Origin of the sequence: Candidatus Accumulibacter contiguus, assembly GCF_036625285.1 — a bacterium.
Lineage (GTDB): Bacteria > Pseudomonadota > Gammaproteobacteria > Burkholderiales > Rhodocyclaceae > Accumulibacter > Accumulibacter contiguus.
The window spans coordinates 129568-145198 of the sequence record NZ_JAZKUC010000001.1; the positions used below are offsets into that span (position 1 = coordinate 129568).

The following is a 15631-nucleotide window of genomic DNA, read 5'->3' on the forward strand; positions in this document are numbered from 1 at the left end:
GTAATGTCTGCGACATCTGCAGATGGACTGCTTTTGTTAGGATCAACTGTTGGCCAGGACGAGCAGGTCTTCTGCCACCGCTACCGGGTCGTCAAGCCGGTCCCAGGGCTCGAGTAGCAACAGCCACAGGAGCTTGTCGAACTCGCGGGCAAAGCGGTCGACTATTTGCGCGGGATCGTCGACCAGTTTCTTGTCAGTGATGAGTCCGAACTGGACCCGGCTGTTGTAAGAGAGAATGCTGACGCCCATGCCGATGTCGCCGGCTTGCGGAACCCAGACCATTTCCTGCTCGATCCTGCTGCCGGCAAAAAAGCGGGGCTGCTGCGGACCGGGGACGTTGGTCATCACTGCCGTGGTCTTGCTGGCCAGCAGATTGAGGATCTGGTCCTGGATGAACTTGGGTGCCATGCCTGCGGCTCCCAGCAGGGTGAAGGTCAGCATCGCCTGATACGAACCCTTCAGCGCCGCCATCCTGGCGCGGGTGGCATACAGCCGGGCCAGCGGGTTGTCGATGCCGATCGGCAGTTCGAGAGCTACCAGACCAAAGCGGTTGCCGAGGTCCTCGATGTCATCCGGTGCGCGTAGATTGACCGGGACCATCGCACGAATCTCGGTGGCAGCCACCGGATCACCTCTGGCCAGCAGATAGCCACGCAGGGCGCCGGCTACCGAAGCCAGCAGGATGTCGTTCACCGAGCAGCCGAGAACCTTGCCGACGGCCTTGATTTCGGGCAAGGGGATCGGCTCGGACCAGGCGACTCGTTTGACCGTCCCCGCTTTACCCTTGTAGCGCGTCGGGCTGTCGTTGGGCATCAGGGCAAGTCTGCCGATTTCCTCGGCGATCGCCCCGGCGACGCGCAGGTAGTCGCGGATCGTCGCAGGATCATTGCGCAGGCCCAGGTACTGTCCCCATAACTGGCCACCAATGCGGATCGATGTCAATGCGACATCGCTGAGAGGATCGAAGATCATCCGCCAGAAAGCGTCACCGGCATCGCTTTCCTGCTCGTCCACCGCGTCCAGCGGGGTGACTGCCACCGTCCCGCCGTCCTCGGGGGTGTCGATGTCCTTGTCGGTCAACGAATTGATGACGCCAATCAGGGCGATGCCGTCGGCAATCGCGTGATGGATCCTGACCACCAGTGCGGAGTTGCCGTCGGCGGTGTCGACGAGGTTGAATTCCCAGCGTGGTCGTGAGGGGTTGAGTGGGGTGCCAGCCATCGTCGCAACGAATTTTTGCAGTTCGTTCTTGCCGGCAGGCGCCGGGAGAAAAGAGTGGCGGACATGCGCGTCGATGTCGAAGTCGGGGTCGTCGGCCCACCAGCTACCGTCGGCGTCCTGCGTGGCGATTTGCCGGAAACGACGGTAACGCACGATGCGCTGCGCGACGGTGTGCTTGAAACGTTCGGCGTCGATGCGACCCTTGAAGATCATCACACCGAGGATCTGCATGAGGTTTTCCGGGCGGTCCATGCGCAGCCAGGCGTTGTCGACGTGGGAAATTCTTTCGCGCGAGTTCATCGCCGGTGCTCCCGTGGGAAATGGCCAGCCCATATAATAGCAAGCCATTTCAAGAGATCATCAACCGGAGAGGAAACAACGTGAGTGACTTGCAAGCCCAGTTCGAGGCCGCCGTGGCCAGTTCCAAGACCCTGCCCGAGCGCCCGGACAACGCCACCTTGCTGAAGCTTTATGCCCTGTACAAGCAGGTGACCGACGGCGACGTCGAAGGCCGGCGCCCTGGGTTTACCGATCTGGTTGGTCGCGCCAAGTACGATGCCTGGGCTGCGATCAAGGGCACTGCGGCGGACGCTGCGATGCAGCAGTACATTGCCCTTGTCGAGAAACTGAAAGCATCCTGATCAGGGCCTGTCGGCTCGTCCGGCAGGCTGGTTCAACCGGGGAAGTTTTCGTCGAAGTATCGGTGGATCGCACGTTCGATTGCTGGTTTGACCGCGAAGAGCAGGAGCCCGAGACGGATGTTGAGGGCTACTTCCCTTTCGTTGAGAGACAGTTCGCCGGCAACGCCCGGCCGCTTGAAGCGCATCCGGTCCCCGTCCCAGGCGTAGTCGAGGTCGAACTCTTCCCCTAATTCGCCGGCCATGTGTTCGGCTGCGGCCCGCGCTTCGGCGAGGCTCTTGCCATGCTGGCGGCGAATGATGATATCGCTCATGTGAGAGTTCCTTTGATGTCAGCCGATTTCGGCACAGAGTGAACGGAAAACCGCATAGCGGCGCGGGTCGATGGTACCGTGCTCGACGGCGGCAAGGATGCTGCAGTCGGGTTCGCGGTGGTGCTGGCAATTGCGAAATCGGCATTGGCCGAGCAGCGGTCGCATTTCGAGAAAGGCCTGGGCAATGTCCTCGGACGAGAGATGGCGCAGGCCGAATGCCATCAGTCCTGGCGAGTCAATCAGCGCGGCGCCCGTACTGGGGTGATAGAGGCAGGCATGCGTGGTGGTGTGCTTGCCGGCGTTGAGCGCCTGCGAAAATTCTCGGGTGGGTGCACAGGCCTCGGGGATCAGGGCATTGATCAGGGTCGATTTGCCCATCCCGGATTGGCCAATCAGCAGGCTGGTATGGTCGGCCAGGTACGGCAACAGGCGTTCGCCATCGTTGCGCGCAGAGAGCTTCAGAACCCGATAACCGAGTTTCTCGTACGGCAGCAGGGTCGCCGAAGCTGCCGGTACCCGTTCACCGAGGTCGCACTTGTTGAGAACGATCAGAACCTGGATGTCCTGACTTTCGGCGGCGACGATGCAGCGTGTGATCAAATCGTCCGAAAACGGCGGTTCGGTGGCGACGACGATGATGATTTGTGTCACATTGGCAGCGATCAGTTTTTGCTTGTAGTGGTCCGAGCGATAGAGCAGCGTTCGCCGCGGTTCAAGCGTGGCGATTACGCCCTGGTCGGCGCTCGTTCGCTGCACCTTGACCTGGTCACCGCAGACCAGTTCGCTCTTTTTGCCACGAGGAACGCAGAGCAGCGTCTCGCCATCGCTCAGCTCGACCCGGTACTGCCGCCCGTAAGCGGCGATGACGCTGCCGGCCAGTCTCAAATTCGTGCCAGTGCTTCGATCTTGGCTGCGCAGATGAAATCGTTACGCGACAGGCCGGCAACATCGTGCGTGCTGTAGCCGACCCGGACACGGCCGTAGCCGACTTCGAGGTCAGGATGATGGTTCTCTCGTTCAGCGAGACCTGCGACGGTGTTGACGAATAGCAGGGTGGCCGCGTAGCTGGCAAAGGTGAACTCCTTATGGAGCAGACCGGGCTCGGCAATCTGCCAGCCTGGCAGGTCGGCCAGCAAGGCCGAGGCCTGTGCAGGATCCAGCGCGTGTTCGCTGCCGCGTAGCGGCCGGCAATGTTCGAGAGCAAGTTCGGTGAGCATGGGATCCTCCTGTTTTCTGCTTAGGCGTCCTGCAGGCGGGCGATGCGCAGGGCGGCGGGTGGGTGTGAATCGTAGAACAAGGAGTGTAGTGGGTCAGGGGTCAATGTCGCGGCATTGTCTTCGTACATCTTGACCAGTGCGGCCACCAGATCGCTTGCCGAAGCGTGGGCCGCTGCGTAGCGGTCCGCCTGGAATTCGTCGCGACGCGAGAGGAGACTGAGCAGCGGTGTCAGCAGAAAAGCAAAAACCGGTGCGGCGAGAAAGAAAAGGAGCAGCCCAAGGGCCGTGTTCTGGCTCGTCAGACCGAGACCGTTGAAGAACCAGCGAGCATCGATCAGTTGCCCGAGGATGGCGAGAAAGCCGAGCGACATGACGAAGAGCATGCCGATCCGCTTGTGCACGTGCCGGTGTTTGAAGTGGCCCAGTTCGTGCGCCAGCACGGCTTCGACCTCAACGGCCTGCAGGCGGCCGAGCAAGGTGTCGAAGAAGACGATGCGCTTGCTCTTGCCGAAACCGGTGAAGTAGGCGTTGCCATGGCTCGACCGCTTCGATCCGTCCATCACGAAGAGGCCCGAACTGGCGAAGCCGCAGCGTGCCAGCAGTGCCTCGACGCGCGCTCGGAGTTGGGCATCGTCGAGCGGGGCGAACTTGTTGAATAGCGGCGCGATCCAGGTCGGATAGACGAACAGGAAGAGCAGGTTGAAAGCGCACCAGAAGAGCCACACGTAGAGCCACCACAGTTCTCCCATTCTCGCCATCAGCCAGAGCACGGCGAGCAGCACCGGCGTGCCGATGACGATGGCCAGGCTGGCCTGCTTCAGCAGATCCGCGAGAAAGATTCGGAGGGTCATGCGGTTGAAGGCAAATTCTTCTTCTATGACAAATTGGTGATACAGGCTGAGCGGCAGATCAACGATGGCGGAAATCAGCAGGACGCTGAAGATCAGTGCGACCCCGTAGGGCAGGCCATCGAGTCGTGCTGACCAGAAATCATGCAGTGTCTGCAAGCCGCCACCGAGCGTGAAGGCGAGCAGCATCGCCACCTCGACGGCCAGGCCGACCCTGCTGAAGCGGCTGCGTGCCACGGTATAGTCGGCGGCCTTCTGATGAGTCTTGAGATCGACACGATCAGCAAAGTTTTCGGGCACGCGGCCACGATGCGCCATGACATGCGCAATTTGCCGCTGCGCCAGCCAGAGACGCAAGGCGCACATCACCAACAAGGCGGCAAGAAAGGCGAGGGAGAAGGTATTGAACATAGGCCTGTGACACAATGGAGGTTTTACGGTTCAGATGGATTATATGACACAGGCTGCCTCCTACCTCGTTTGGCTGGACATGGAAATGACCGGTCTGGCTCCTGACCGCGACCGCATCATCGAACTGGCGATGGTGGTCACCGACAGCCAGTTGACGACCATCGCCGAATCAACGGTGTGGAGCATACACCAGGAGGATGCCTGCCTCGATGCGATGGACGAATGGAACCGGAAGACGCACGCCCGCTCCGGGCTGCTTGATCGGGTCCGGGCGTCGGCACTCGACGAGACGGCTGTCGAGGCGGCCGCGCTGGAATTCATGCGGGCTTATGTTCCCCAGGGAGTCAGCCCGATGTGCGGCAACTCGATCGGCCAGGATCGTCGCTTCATGGCAAGGTACATGCCACGTCTTGAGGCCTGGTTTCATTATCGCAACCTGGATGTCAGCACCCTCAAGGAACTCTGTCGACGCTGGAAACCCGAGGTTGCAAAAGGTTTTGTCAAGCGCTCCGAGCACACCGCGCTCGCTGATATCCGCGAGTCGATTGAAGAGTTGAAGTACTATCGTGAGCATTTCATCAGGCTCTGAGGAAGTCGGCTGGTCAGCGGCGCCGCTCGCCTACCTGCCGGGCGGCTGGCCTTTCTTGAGGTCGCGCCGATAGAGGTGCAGTTTGTCGACGTTCCGACGCTCGGCGGGACGACCGCCTTCCCAGACCTTTCGCCAGCCACCGACTGCCGGGGCGCTGCCATCCTTGGGTGCGCCATGGATGAGCAGCCAGTCACACTTTTTGCCGTCCGCGGAGTTTGCCGCAAGCGTGCGAATACCGTCGAAGTAGTCCAGTGAGGCGACGATCGAATCGGCGAGGTTGGCACCGGCAATGCAGTTGCGCGTCTCGGGGAGTGCCTTGGCCAGGGACACCGATACCTGACGGTAAGTCTTGCCGTAGTCGATCCAGGGCATCCAGAGCGTCACGATCAGCAGCCAGAACAGGGTCAGACCAGCCATCCAGTGCATGATTCCGCGCATTGGCGAACGCGGGCTGGTGACAATCAGCCAGCACCAGACCAGCGTTCCAAGAATGGCGATACTGGCGCCAAGGAGGCTGAAGTGCCCCACGAATCCCGGCTCAAGTCGAACGGCCAGACGCGCCAGCCTTTCCGGCCAGCCGAAGACCATTGCGCACCAGCCAATCCAGGCCAGCAGGGCAAGGAGACTGAAGGTGATCATGCCAAACCAGTCAAAAGCATTCGCCGCGCCACGTCGCAGCGAAGCGACGCCCGGAACGGCCAGCAGAACCAGTGGCGGCAGCAGCAGCAAGGCTGGCGCACTGCGTGCCCCAAGGCAGATGCCGACCACCAGCAGTGCAACCATGAAAGCGAACATCGGCAAGGCCAGCGGGGTCGTTGCCCATTGGCGCCGCTTTGCCCAGAGTGCCCAGCAGGCGAGAGGGGAGGCTGGCCATGCGTACCACGGGAGCATCAGCAGAAGGCGTTGTATATTCAGCAGGGGTTGCGTGTTGCCGCCGAGTTGGTTTAGCTCGCCCTGCGAGAAGGCGGCGAGGTACTCGGGCGAGGTCGCGAACAAGGCAGCCAGCCATCCTCCGGCAAGCGCACAGGCAAGCAGCAGCGAGCCAAGCAGCAGCAGCGCTGAACGTTGGCGATGGTCGGATCGCCAGACCACAAACGCTGCCACCGGCAACAGCGGCAGCATCGCTGCCAGGCCGTTGGCGAGAAACCCCAGTCCTAGTGCCGAGCCGAACCAGGAAGCGCCTCGCAACGGCCGCCTGTCAAGCTGTGTCAGTCCCCAGTAGGCGGCGGTGTGCGCCGTCAGCGTCGCCAGCATGGGCTGTGCTTCATGCGCGTGGAACAGGAAGCCAATGCTGCCGGCAAGCAGCAGCGGCGCTGCCGGTGCTTGCTCGCGACCGTGCAGTTCGCGTGCGGCGAGGTGAATGAAGCCGAGGGCGAGCAGCGTGAATACTCCGCTGGCCAGTCGCGTCGCCTCATGTACCGGCAAGAGCCAGGACAACAGTCGACTGCCGGCGGCCGCCACCCAGTAGTAGAGGGGCGCGTCAGGGTAAGGGCGACCCGCAAGGCCTGGCGTCAGCCAGTTCCCGTTCGCGACCATGTCATGGACGACGCCGATCGTGACTGCGTCATCATTTTTCCAGGGGTCGTGACCGATCAGCCCCGTGCAAATATAGAGGGCGAGGAGAACCGCCAGAGTCCAGCCGCTGGGCGGCAATGGAATCCCCCGGAAGCGTGCATGCTCCGCTTGCACCGGCATATGGAAAGGCGTGCTGATCGTAGTGCCGAAAGCGGCTCTTGACGGAAACGAAAAAGGCAGCCGCGGGGCTGCCTTTTGCTGTCGAGCCCGCTGTTCGACCTAAGCCGGCTTGCGCATCGCGCCGTACTTCTGGTTGAACTTTTCGACGCGGCCAGCCGTATCGATGATCTTCTGTTTGCCAGTGTAGAAAGGATGACAGGCCGAGCACACCTCGACATGCAGCGCTTTCTTCATCGTCGACCGGGTGGTGAAGGTGTTGCCGCAGGAGCAGGTCACCGCGATTTCACCGTAGGCAGGATGGATGTTGTCTTTCATCTGGTGCTATTCCTGTAGGTTAAAACTGTTGTTCTGCCGCAATCAGGCGACAATTCGAGCGTGAGGCATTGAGAAAGGCGGTCATTATCGGCGATTTCTCCACTATCTGCAATCCGGCATCGGCGGGTGCAGGTCAACAAACCTTGGCCCGGCGGCTTCGTGAGCGCGTCTGCTGACCGATCAGCGGCGCATGGAGTCGAAGAATTCGGCGTTGTTCTTGGTGGCCTTGATCTTGTCCAGGAGAAACTCCATCGCTTCAAGGTCGTCCATGTTGTATAGCAGCTTGCGCAGGATCCACATCTTTTGCAGAACATCCGGTTTGAGCAGAAGTTCTTCGCGGCGGGTGCCGGAGCGATTGACATTGATCGCCGGATACACGCGTTTCTCTGCCATGCGGCGGTCCAGGTGGATTTCCATGTTGCCGGTGCCCTTGAACTCTTCGTAGATGACGTCGTCCATGCGGCTGCCGGTGTCGATCAGCGCGGTGGCAATGATGGTCAGCGAGCCGCCTTCCTCGATGTTGCGGGCAGCACCAAAGAATCGCTTTGGCTTCTGCAGGGCATTGGCATCGACGCCGCCGGTCAGCACTTTGCCGGATGCCGGCTGAACGGTGTTGTAGGCACGTGCCAGGCGCGTGATCGAGTCGAGGAGAATGACCACGTCCCGCTTGTGTTCGACCAGACGCTTGGCTTTTTCGATGACCATCTCGGCAACCTGCACGTGGCGCGTCGCAGGCTCGTCGAAAGTCGAGGCAACGACTTCACCGCGTACCGAGCGAGTCATCTCGGTGACCTCCTCGGGGCGTTCATCGATCAACAGGACGATCACCGTGACATCCGGGTGGTTGGTGGTGATCGCATGCGCAATATGCTGCATCATCACCGTCTTGCCGCTCTTCGGACTGGCCACCAGCAGACCGCGTTGCCCCTTGCCGATGGGCGCGATGATGTCGATGATGCGACTGGTGATATTTTCTTCGCCGCGGATGTCACGCTCGAGTTTCAGATGTTCAGCCGGGTGTAAGGGCGTCAGGTTTTCGAAGAGAATCTTGTTCTTCGATGCCTCGGGCACCTCACCGTTGATCTTGTCGACCTTGACCAGGGCAAAGTAGCGTTCCCCATCCTTCGGTGTGCGGATTTCACCCTCGATGGTGTCGCCGGTATGCAGATTGAAGCGCCTGATCTGGCTCGGGCTGACGTAGATGTCGTCGGTACTGGCCAGATACGAAGTATCGGGAGAACGCAGAAAGCCGAAACCATCAGACAGCGTTTCCAGCGTGCCGTCGCCAAAAATGCTTTCACCCTTCCTGGCCTGATTCTTGAGCAGCGCGAAGATCAGTTCGTGCTTGCGCAGTCGGTTGGCGCCTTCGACGTCGTTGGTGATCGCCATGTCAAGAAGCTGGCTTACATGGAGTGCTTTGAGTTCGGATAGGTGCATGTGCTGGAGACGAAGATGGGGAATAAACGCGCGGCGCGCCGCCGCAAATGCGATGCGCGTCTAACGGAGTGCCGTGGGATCGGCAGGGGTACTGCAAAAGGGAGAGGACGCCTGAAGGTTCTATGCGGATTTGTGGATTGCTACGGGCCAGCGGCTGCACCCAGCGAACCTTCAGAGCGTGAGGATAGCGACTTCAGAGGTTGCTGTCAATGAAGGTGATCAGCTGCGACCTGGAAAGGGCGCCGACCTTGGTGGCTTCAACGTTGCCATTTTTGAACAACATCAGCGTCGGGATGCCACGGATGCCAAAACTGGCGGGAGTCTTTTGATTGTCGTCGATGTTCAACTTGACGACTTTCAGGCGGCCAGCATAGTCAGTGGCGATGTCGTCAAGGATTGGCGCAATCATCTTGCATGGACCGCACCATTCGGCCCAGTAATCAACAAGAACAGGTTCGTCCGACTGAAGAACATCGGTGTTGAAGCTGTCGTCCGTAACGTGATGGATGTGTTCGCTCATGAAAAAGCCTCTTGCGTGATCTGGGATAGGGTACCTAGTGGAAGTGGGGCGCATGGCGAGTTGAGCCTTATTGGCTGGCCAGCTTTCCAATGCTAGCGAAAAAACCTCGCCAAGGGAAGCCGTAGACCTGTGTCGTAGCCGTCAAATCAGTTATAGTTCCATTCGTCTCAACTTGCGGAAGCGCGACGATGACGTACGTTGTTACCGAGAATTGTATCAAGTGTAAATATACCGACTGCGTTGATGTATGTCCTGTGGACTGCTTCCACGAGGGTCCGAATTTTCTGGTAATCGACCCTGACGAGTGCATCGATTGCACCCTGTGTGTCCCCGAGTGCCCGGCAGAGGCCATTTTTGCCGAGGACGATGTGCCGGAAGCGCAGCGCAGGTTCATCATGATCAATGCTGAACTGGCCAAGGCATGGCCGGTCATCGTCGAGCGCACGGAACCCCTGGCCGACGCCGACGAGTGGAACCACAAGCCGGACAAGCTGAAGTACCTGCAGCGTTCCTAGTACAAACCACAGCCTACGCTTGCTGCCGCTGCAGCGCAGGCGTACGGCAGACCAGAAAAAACTGGCAATGGAAACACGAGTTTTCCGATAAGAATGTCACAAAGGAGGAGGGCAGTTGGAAAAGATTTGGTTGAAGAGCTATCAGAAGGGAGTTCCTGCCGAGATTGAATTAAACGAATTTCAGTCGCTGGGCGAACTCTTCGAAAAAAGCGTTGCACAGTATCGCGACCGCGTGGCCTATATCAACATGGGTGCCCAGATCACCTACGGTGAACTGGACAAGTGGTCACGGGATTTCGCCGCCTATCTGCAATCGGTCCTCAAGCTGCCCCAGGGCGCCCGCGTGGCGCTGATGATGCCGAACTTACTCCAGTATCCGGTTTGTATCTTCGGTGCCTTGCGTGCGGGTTACGTGGTGGTGAACGTCAACCCGCTGTACACGCCGCGAGAACTTGAACATCAGCTCAAGGATTCGGGAGCCGAGGTCATCGTGATTGTCGAAAATTTTGCGTTCACGCTGGAGCAGGTGCTGGCCAGGACGCCACTCAAGCACATCGTGGTGGCTCGTCTTGGCGACATGCTCGGTTTTCCGAAAGGCGCTGTCGTCAACTTTGTCGTCAAGTACGTCAAGAAGATGGTTCCGGCTTGGAGTCTGCCGCGCGCAGTCAATTTCCAGGCTGCGCTCGCCAAGGGTGCTGCAGCGGAGTTGAAATCGGTGACCGTCACACAGGAAGACCTGGCTTTTCTGCAGTATACGGGTGGAACGACCGGCCTCTCGAAAGGGGCCATGCTGATTCATCGCAACATCCTGGCGAATCTGGCGCAGGCGCACGCCTGGATCAAGCCGGCGCTGGGTGACGAGCAACACATGGTGGTCACTGCGCTGCCGCTCTACCATATCTTTGCGTTGACGGCGAATTGCTTCACTTTTTTCAAGATTGGTGCCAGCAACCTGCTGATTACCAATCCCCGTGATATTCCGGGTTTCGTGGCGGAGATGGGCAAGTATCCATTCACGGTGCTCACCGGTGTCAACACCCTGTTCAATGCACTGCTGCACAATGATGCCTTTTGCGCGCTCGACTTCAGCAAGCTGAAAGTCACGCTTGGTGGCGGCATGGCTGTGCAGAAAGCGGTGGCGGAGAAGTGGAAGCAGGTCACCGGCAAGCCGCTGATCGAGGCCTATGGTCTGACCGAAACGTCACCGGCGGCGACCATCAACCCGCTCGATATTCCCGAGTATACCGGCGCCATTGGCTTGCCGATATCTTCCACCGAAGTGGCGATTCGCAACGATGCGGGCGCCGACGTTCCATTGGGTGAGCGCGGTGAACTCTGCGTCCGTGGTCCGCAGGTGATGAAGGGCTATTACAATCGTCCTGAAGAGACGGCCAAGGTGATCAGCCCGGACGGTTTTCTGTTGACCGGTGACATTGCGGTGATGGAGCCAACGGGCTTCGTCCGTATCGTCGACCGCAAGAAGGACATGATTCTGGTCTCCGGTTTCAATGTGTACCCGAACGAGGTCGAGGATGTGGTCGCACTGCATCCGGGCGTACTGGAAGTGGCGGCTGTCGGCGTACCGCATGACAAATCCGGGGAGGCGGTGAAGATCTTCGTCGTCAAGAAGGAACCGACACTGACCGCCGAGGCGCTGATCGCCCATTGCCGGGAACACCTGACCGGTTACAAGGTGCCGAGCCAGGTCGAATTCCGGACCGAACTGCCGAAGACCAATGTCGGCAAGATCCTGCGCCGCGAACTGCGCGACGAGGCGATCAGGAAGGCCTGATTGGCGAGTCCCGGATCTCTGCGCAATCAAGCCCCATCAGCAGCCACCATCAATCCTTCGCGGCGTACTGCTGGAGTACTTCGGTGGTTACCGGGTGCTTGTTCTGTGAGGCGTAGAAGAGGGGCGTCTTGCCGTTCTTGTCCTTCGCTTTCGGGTCGGCGCCGCGTTCGATGAGAACGCGTGATACCTTGGGCTGGCCGGTCGCGGCGGCCAGATGGAGCGGCGTTTGCCCGGTGTCGGTGGTTGCACTGACATCGGCCTTTCTTTCGAGTAGCAGTTCCACTTCGTACCGGCCACCCGCAAGCACCGCCGCGTGCAGCGGCGTCATGCCCACGCGGTCCCTGGCGTCGATCTTCGCGCCGCTCGTGAGCAGAAGTTCCGAGGCTTTGGTGCGTCCGTAAAAGGCCGCCATGTGGAGTGGGGTTCTGCCCAGGGCGTCGGTCACATTGACTTCGGCTCCGGCTTCCAGCAAAGCTTTGATCTCCACCAGATCGCCACGTATGGCGGCCTTTGCCAGTGGAGAAGCAGCGGTCGGGACATCCTCGACCTTGTTTGCACCAGGCGGTTCCGCTTTCACGGTGGCACTATTCTCGGGCCCCTGGCTACATGCGCCGAGGGACAGCAAGAGCACGGCAAGGGCAAGCAGCATGGTGCCAGATGGAACTGTATTCATTTGAGATATTCTCCTGCAGGAACGAAGCCGCTGCTCACTTTAGCCCAATTTCCAGTAAAGTGCTGCGCTTCTTGCCCAGAACAGTTGTCAACGGTCATGGCTTTTCCGGGTACCACCGATCATGGAAGTAATGCCCGTTTCCCTCTCCCCCGACCCATCCCCACGAGGGGGAGGGGAGATTCGTGAGTCGCTGATGCGACGTATACATGAATCCGAAGGAGTATTTCATGTTGATGCATACGGATCGTTCCGTCTTGTTGCTCGTCGATTTGCAGGAGCGTCTGCAGCCGGCGATCGACGCCGCCGAACTGGTGCTTGAAGCCAGCGTGTGGCTGACCAGGGTGGCCCAGCGGCTGGGAGTGCCGGTGATCTGCACCGAGCAGTATCCACAAGGCCTGGGACCAACGATGCCTGCGCTACGGTGCTTGTTGCCGGACGCATGCATCGTTGAGAAGATTCAGTTCTCGGCGGTTCCCGAGGGAGGGTTGTTCAAGGCACCGGGTGGCGACCGCGCACAGTTCGTGGTGGCCGGCACCGAAGCGCATGTCTGCGTTCAGCAGACGGTGCTCGATCTGCTCGCCGCTGGCCGACGCGTTTTCGTTGTCGAGGAGGCGGTCGGATCGCGGCGAAATGCGGACAAGGCACTGGCGCTGGAACGGATGCGTGCTCATGGTGCCGACATCGTTTCGCGCGAAATGGTCGTTTTCGAGTGGCTGCGGCAGGCCGGTAGCGATCTTTTTCGCCAGATCAGTCGCGAGTTCATCCGCTGAGCAGGGTGCCGCCGTCATCTTGGTGACTTGTCCGAGAAGCCGTCCGGTTTGAGAGCAACGGCATTTTCCGCTACAATCTGGATTTCCCGCTGCAGTTATCTCCATGACCAAATACGTATTCGTTACTGGCGGCGTGGTTTCATCGCTGGGTAAGGGTATCGCAGCCGCATCCCTGGGAGCGATCCTCGAATCGCGCGGCATCCGAGTCACCCATCTCAAGCTCGACCCCTATATCAACGTTGATCCCGGAACGATGAGTCCGTTTCAGCACGGTGAGGTCTTTGTCACCGAAGACGGGGCTGAAACCGACCTCGACCTCGGACATTACGAACGCTTCACCAATGCCAGGATGGAGCGGCGCAACAATTTCACGACCGGCCAGATCTACGACTCGGTAATCAAGAAGGAGCGGCGTGGCGAGTATCTCGGCAAGACGGTGCAGGTGATTCCGCACATTACCGACGAGATCAAGGCGCACATCAGGCGCGGCGCCGAGGGTGCCGACCTGGCGATCGTCGAAGTGGGCGGCACGGTCGGCGACATCGAGTCGCTCCCCTTTCTCGAAGCGATCCGCCAGATGGGTCTGCAGGAAGGTCGCAGTAATGCCTGCTACATGCATCTGACGCTGGTACCCTACATCGCCACTGCCGGTGAGCTGAAAACCAAGCCGACACAGCACTCGGTCAAGGAGCTGCGGGAGATCGGCATCCAGCCGGACATCCTGCTCTGTCGCACCGATCGCCCGATTCCGGAAGAAGACAAGCGGAAGATGGCCCTGTTCTGCAACGTGCAGCGCGAAGCCGTGATCGAGGCGCGGGATGCGGATTCGATTTACAAGATTCCGGCCATGTTGCATGACCAGATGCTCGACGAGATCGTCTGCCACAAACTCGGGATTCTCGCCAAGGCGGCTGATCTGACGGTTTGGAAAACGATCGTACACGCGCTGGAACACCCTGAGCACCAAGTCGACGTGGCTTTTGTCGGCAAGTACGTGGACCTGACCGAATCGTACAAGTCGCTGACCGAAGCGCTGATACATGCAGGCATTGCGACGCGCAGCAAGGTCAAGGTCAGCTACATCGATTCCGAAGAAATCGAGAAGAACGGTTGTGATGTCTTGCAGGGCATGGACGCCATCCTCGTTCCGGGCGGCTTCGGGCGGCGCGGTACCGAGGGCAAGATCGCCGCGATTCGCCATGCTCGCGAGCATGGCATTCCCTTTCTCGGGATCTGTCTCGGCATGCAACTTGCGGTCGTCGAGTTCGCTCGTCACGTGGCCGGCATGAACGGGGCGCACAGCACCGAGTTCGACAGGGATACTCGATATCCGGTGGTGGGTTTGATCACCGAGTGGCAGGATGCCTCGGGACGCCTCGAAAAACGTGACGAAAACTCCGACCTGGGTGGCAGCATGCGTCTGGGTGGTCAGCGTTGCGAGCTTGGCGAAGGCACCATGGCGCGCGCGATCTACGGGCAGGCGGAGATCGTCGAACGTCATCGCCACCGTTACGAGGTCAACAACATGCTGCTTGGTGAACTGGAAGGAAGCGGTCTGGTGGTCGCCGGTCGTGCGCCGGTCACCGATCTGTGTGAAGTCGTCGAGCTGCCGAAAGACGGGCCGAATGCACACCCTTGGTTTCTCGGCTGTCAGTTTCATCCCGAGTTCACTTCTTCGCCGCGCAAGGGGCACCCGCTGTTTACGTCCTTTGTTCAGGCCGCCGTCGCCTACCGGGCGAAGGTATGAAGCTCTGCCACTTCGAAGCCGGACTCGATCAGCCACTGTTCCTGATCGCCGGCCCGTGCACTGCGGAGTCGCTGGATCTGTGCATCGAGGTTGCCGGACGGCTGCAGGAGATCTGTGCCCGGCTTGCGCTGCCGTACATCTTCAAGGCCTCCTATGACAAGGCCAATCGCAGCTCCGGGCAGTCTCCGCGTGGTCCAGGGATCGACCGCGGTCTGCACATCCTCTCGGAAGTGCGGCGTCAGATCGGTACTCCGATCCTGACCGACGTACATCGCGAACCGGACATCGCCGCCGTTGCCGCTGTCGTCGATGTGTTGCAGACGCCAGCCTTTCTCTGTCGCCAGACCGATTTCATCCAGGCCGTTGCCGCCACCGGCAAGCCGGTGAATATCAAGAAAGGACAGTTTCTCGCCCCGGGCGACATGCAGAACGTCGTCGCCAAAGCCAGGGATGCCGCTGTCGGTGTCGATACGATCATGGTTTGCGAGCGCGGCGCTTCCTTTGGTTACAACAACCTGGTTGCGGACATGCGCAGTCTGGCGATCATGCGCGAGAGCGCTGCCCCGGTGGTATTCGATGCCACGCATTCGGTGCAGTTGCCAGGCGGGCAGGGCACCGTTTCCGGTGGACAGCGCGAGTTCGTACCGGTGCTGGCGCGTGCGGCGGTGGCCGTGGGCATCGCCGGGCTGTTCATGGAAACGCATCCGCGCCCGGAAATGGCGCTTTCCGATGGGCCGAACAGTTGGCCCCTGAGTCGCATGGAAGGCCTGTTGACGACGCTGGTTGCGCTTGATCGCCTGGTCAAGGCGAACCGTCTGGATGAACTCCAGTCCACGAATCCCCGGCAGCCAGAGTCACGCGCCGCCATGCGGCCGCAATGAACCTCCGGGGATTGCCGGATTGCCTCTCTTTAACATTATGAATAAAAA

At 60.0% G+C, this 15631-nt stretch carries 17 protein-coding genes; 7 read left to right on the forward strand and 10 right to left on the reverse strand.

All coding sequences use genetic code 11. The annotated features are described in order from the left end of the window. Positions 1–42: 42 nt before the first annotated feature. Complete coding sequence (locus V5B59_RS00590; RefSeq protein WP_169069566.1) at positions 43–1521, reverse strand: WS/DGAT/MGAT family O-acyltransferase; 1479 nt, start codon at positions 1519–1521, stop codon at positions 43–45. Between the two features lie 80 nt (positions 1522–1601). Between V5B59_RS00590 and V5B59_RS00595 the strand changes: the two genes are divergently transcribed. Beyond that, positions 1602–1862, forward strand: a complete 261-nt coding sequence (locus V5B59_RS00595; protein WP_034908370.1) for an acyl-CoA-binding protein — start codon at positions 1602–1604, stop codon at positions 1860–1862. 32 nt (positions 1863–1894) lie between these two features. Here the strand turns inward: V5B59_RS00595 and V5B59_RS00600 are convergent, their stop codons facing one another. From V5B59_RS00600 to V5B59_RS00615, 4 genes are read right to left on the reverse strand one after another with little or no spacing between them, the layout of a single operon-like run. After that, positions 1895–2173, reverse strand: a complete 279-nt coding sequence (locus V5B59_RS00600; protein ID WP_034908372.1) for a polyhydroxyalkanoic acid system family protein — start codon at positions 2171–2173, stop codon at positions 1895–1897. An 18-nt stretch (positions 2174–2191) separates the two neighbouring features. Next, positions 2192–3058, reverse strand: coding sequence for a ribosome small subunit-dependent GTPase A (rsgA, locus tag V5B59_RS00605; protein ID WP_034908373.1), 867 nt, complete (start codon positions 3056–3058; stop codon positions 2192–2194). Next, positions 3055–3390 carry a 4a-hydroxytetrahydrobiopterin dehydratase gene (locus V5B59_RS00610; RefSeq protein ID WP_034908374.1) on the reverse strand — a complete coding sequence of 112 codons (336 nt, stop codon included), beginning with the start codon at positions 3388–3390 and terminating at the stop codon, positions 3055–3057. The genes rsgA and V5B59_RS00610 overlap by 4 nt, the downstream gene beginning before the upstream one ends. Before the next feature lie 20 nt (positions 3391–3410). Beyond that, the gene (locus V5B59_RS00615; RefSeq protein WP_034908376.1) at positions 3411–4649 is read right to left on the reverse strand and encodes a M48 family metallopeptidase; all 1239 of its coding nucleotides are present in this window, start codon (positions 4647–4649) and stop codon (positions 3411–3413) included. Positions 4650–4692: 43 nt separating this feature from the next. Here V5B59_RS00615 and orn point away from each other — a divergent pair, with 43 nt between their 5' ends. Next, positions 4693–5238: an oligoribonuclease gene (gene orn / locus V5B59_RS00620; RefSeq protein WP_034908380.1), complete on the forward strand. Its 546-nt coding sequence runs from the start codon at positions 4693–4695 to the stop codon at positions 5236–5238. A gap of 30 nt (positions 5239–5268) precedes the next feature. Here the strand turns inward: orn and V5B59_RS00625 are convergent, their stop codons facing one another. The 4 genes from V5B59_RS00625 to trxA form a co-directional block, all read right to left on the reverse strand. Next, positions 5269–6933, reverse strand: coding sequence for an ArnT family glycosyltransferase (locus tag V5B59_RS00625; protein ID WP_169069567.1), 1665 nt, complete (start codon positions 6931–6933; stop codon positions 5269–5271). Between the two features lie 99 nt (positions 6934–7032). Next, positions 7033–7248, reverse strand: coding sequence for a 50S ribosomal protein L31 (gene rpmE, locus V5B59_RS00630; RefSeq protein WP_034908378.1), 216 nt, complete (start codon positions 7246–7248; stop codon positions 7033–7035). Between the two features lie 180 nt (positions 7249–7428). Continuing rightward, positions 7429–8685, reverse strand: coding sequence for a transcription termination factor Rho (rho, locus tag V5B59_RS00635; RefSeq protein WP_169069568.1), 1257 nt, complete (start codon positions 8683–8685; stop codon positions 7429–7431). A 193-nt stretch (positions 8686–8878) separates the two neighbouring features. After that, positions 8879–9205 carry a thioredoxin TrxA gene (gene trxA, locus V5B59_RS00640; protein WP_034918327.1) on the reverse strand — a complete coding sequence of 109 codons (327 nt, stop codon included), beginning with the start codon at positions 9203–9205 and terminating at the stop codon, positions 8879–8881. A 188-nt stretch (positions 9206–9393) separates the two neighbouring features. Here trxA and fdxA point away from each other — a divergent pair, with 188 nt between their 5' ends. Both fdxA and fadD read left to right on the forward strand, forming a co-directional pair. Further along, positions 9394–9720, forward strand: coding sequence for a ferredoxin FdxA (gene fdxA / locus V5B59_RS00645; RefSeq protein WP_034918330.1), 327 nt, complete (start codon positions 9394–9396; stop codon positions 9718–9720). Between the two features lie 115 nt (positions 9721–9835). Then, positions 9836–11512: a long-chain-fatty-acid--CoA ligase FadD gene (gene fadD, locus V5B59_RS00650; protein WP_288132517.1), complete on the forward strand. Its 1677-nt coding sequence runs from the start codon at positions 9836–9838 to the stop codon at positions 11510–11512. Positions 11513–11561: 49 nt separating this feature from the next. On the opposite strand, the gene V5B59_RS00655 is transcribed toward fadD, so the two are convergent. Further along, positions 11562–12161, reverse strand: a complete 600-nt coding sequence (locus V5B59_RS00655) for an ankyrin repeat domain-containing protein (protein WP_169069569.1) — start codon at positions 12159–12161, stop codon at positions 11562–11564. A 251-nt stretch (positions 12162–12412) separates the two neighbouring features. Between V5B59_RS00655 and V5B59_RS00660 the strand changes: the two genes are divergently transcribed. The 3 genes from V5B59_RS00660 to kdsA all read left to right on the forward strand — a co-directional run bounded on the left by V5B59_RS00660 (position 12413) and on the right by kdsA (position 15583). Next, a complete protein-coding gene (locus V5B59_RS00660; RefSeq protein WP_169069570.1) occupies positions 12413–12955 on the forward strand; it encodes a hydrolase in 543 nt (180 codons plus the stop codon). A gap of 103 nt (positions 12956–13058) precedes the next feature. Beyond that, positions 13059–14702, forward strand: coding sequence for a CTP synthase (locus V5B59_RS00665; protein WP_169069571.1), 1644 nt, complete (start codon positions 13059–13061; stop codon positions 14700–14702). Next, positions 14699–15583 carry a 3-deoxy-8-phosphooctulonate synthase gene (gene kdsA, locus V5B59_RS00670; protein WP_169069572.1) on the forward strand — a complete coding sequence of 295 codons (885 nt, stop codon included), beginning with the start codon at positions 14699–14701 and terminating at the stop codon, positions 15581–15583. Before V5B59_RS00665 ends, kdsA begins: the two co-directional genes overlap by 4 nt. Positions 15584–15631 lie beyond the last annotated feature (48 nt).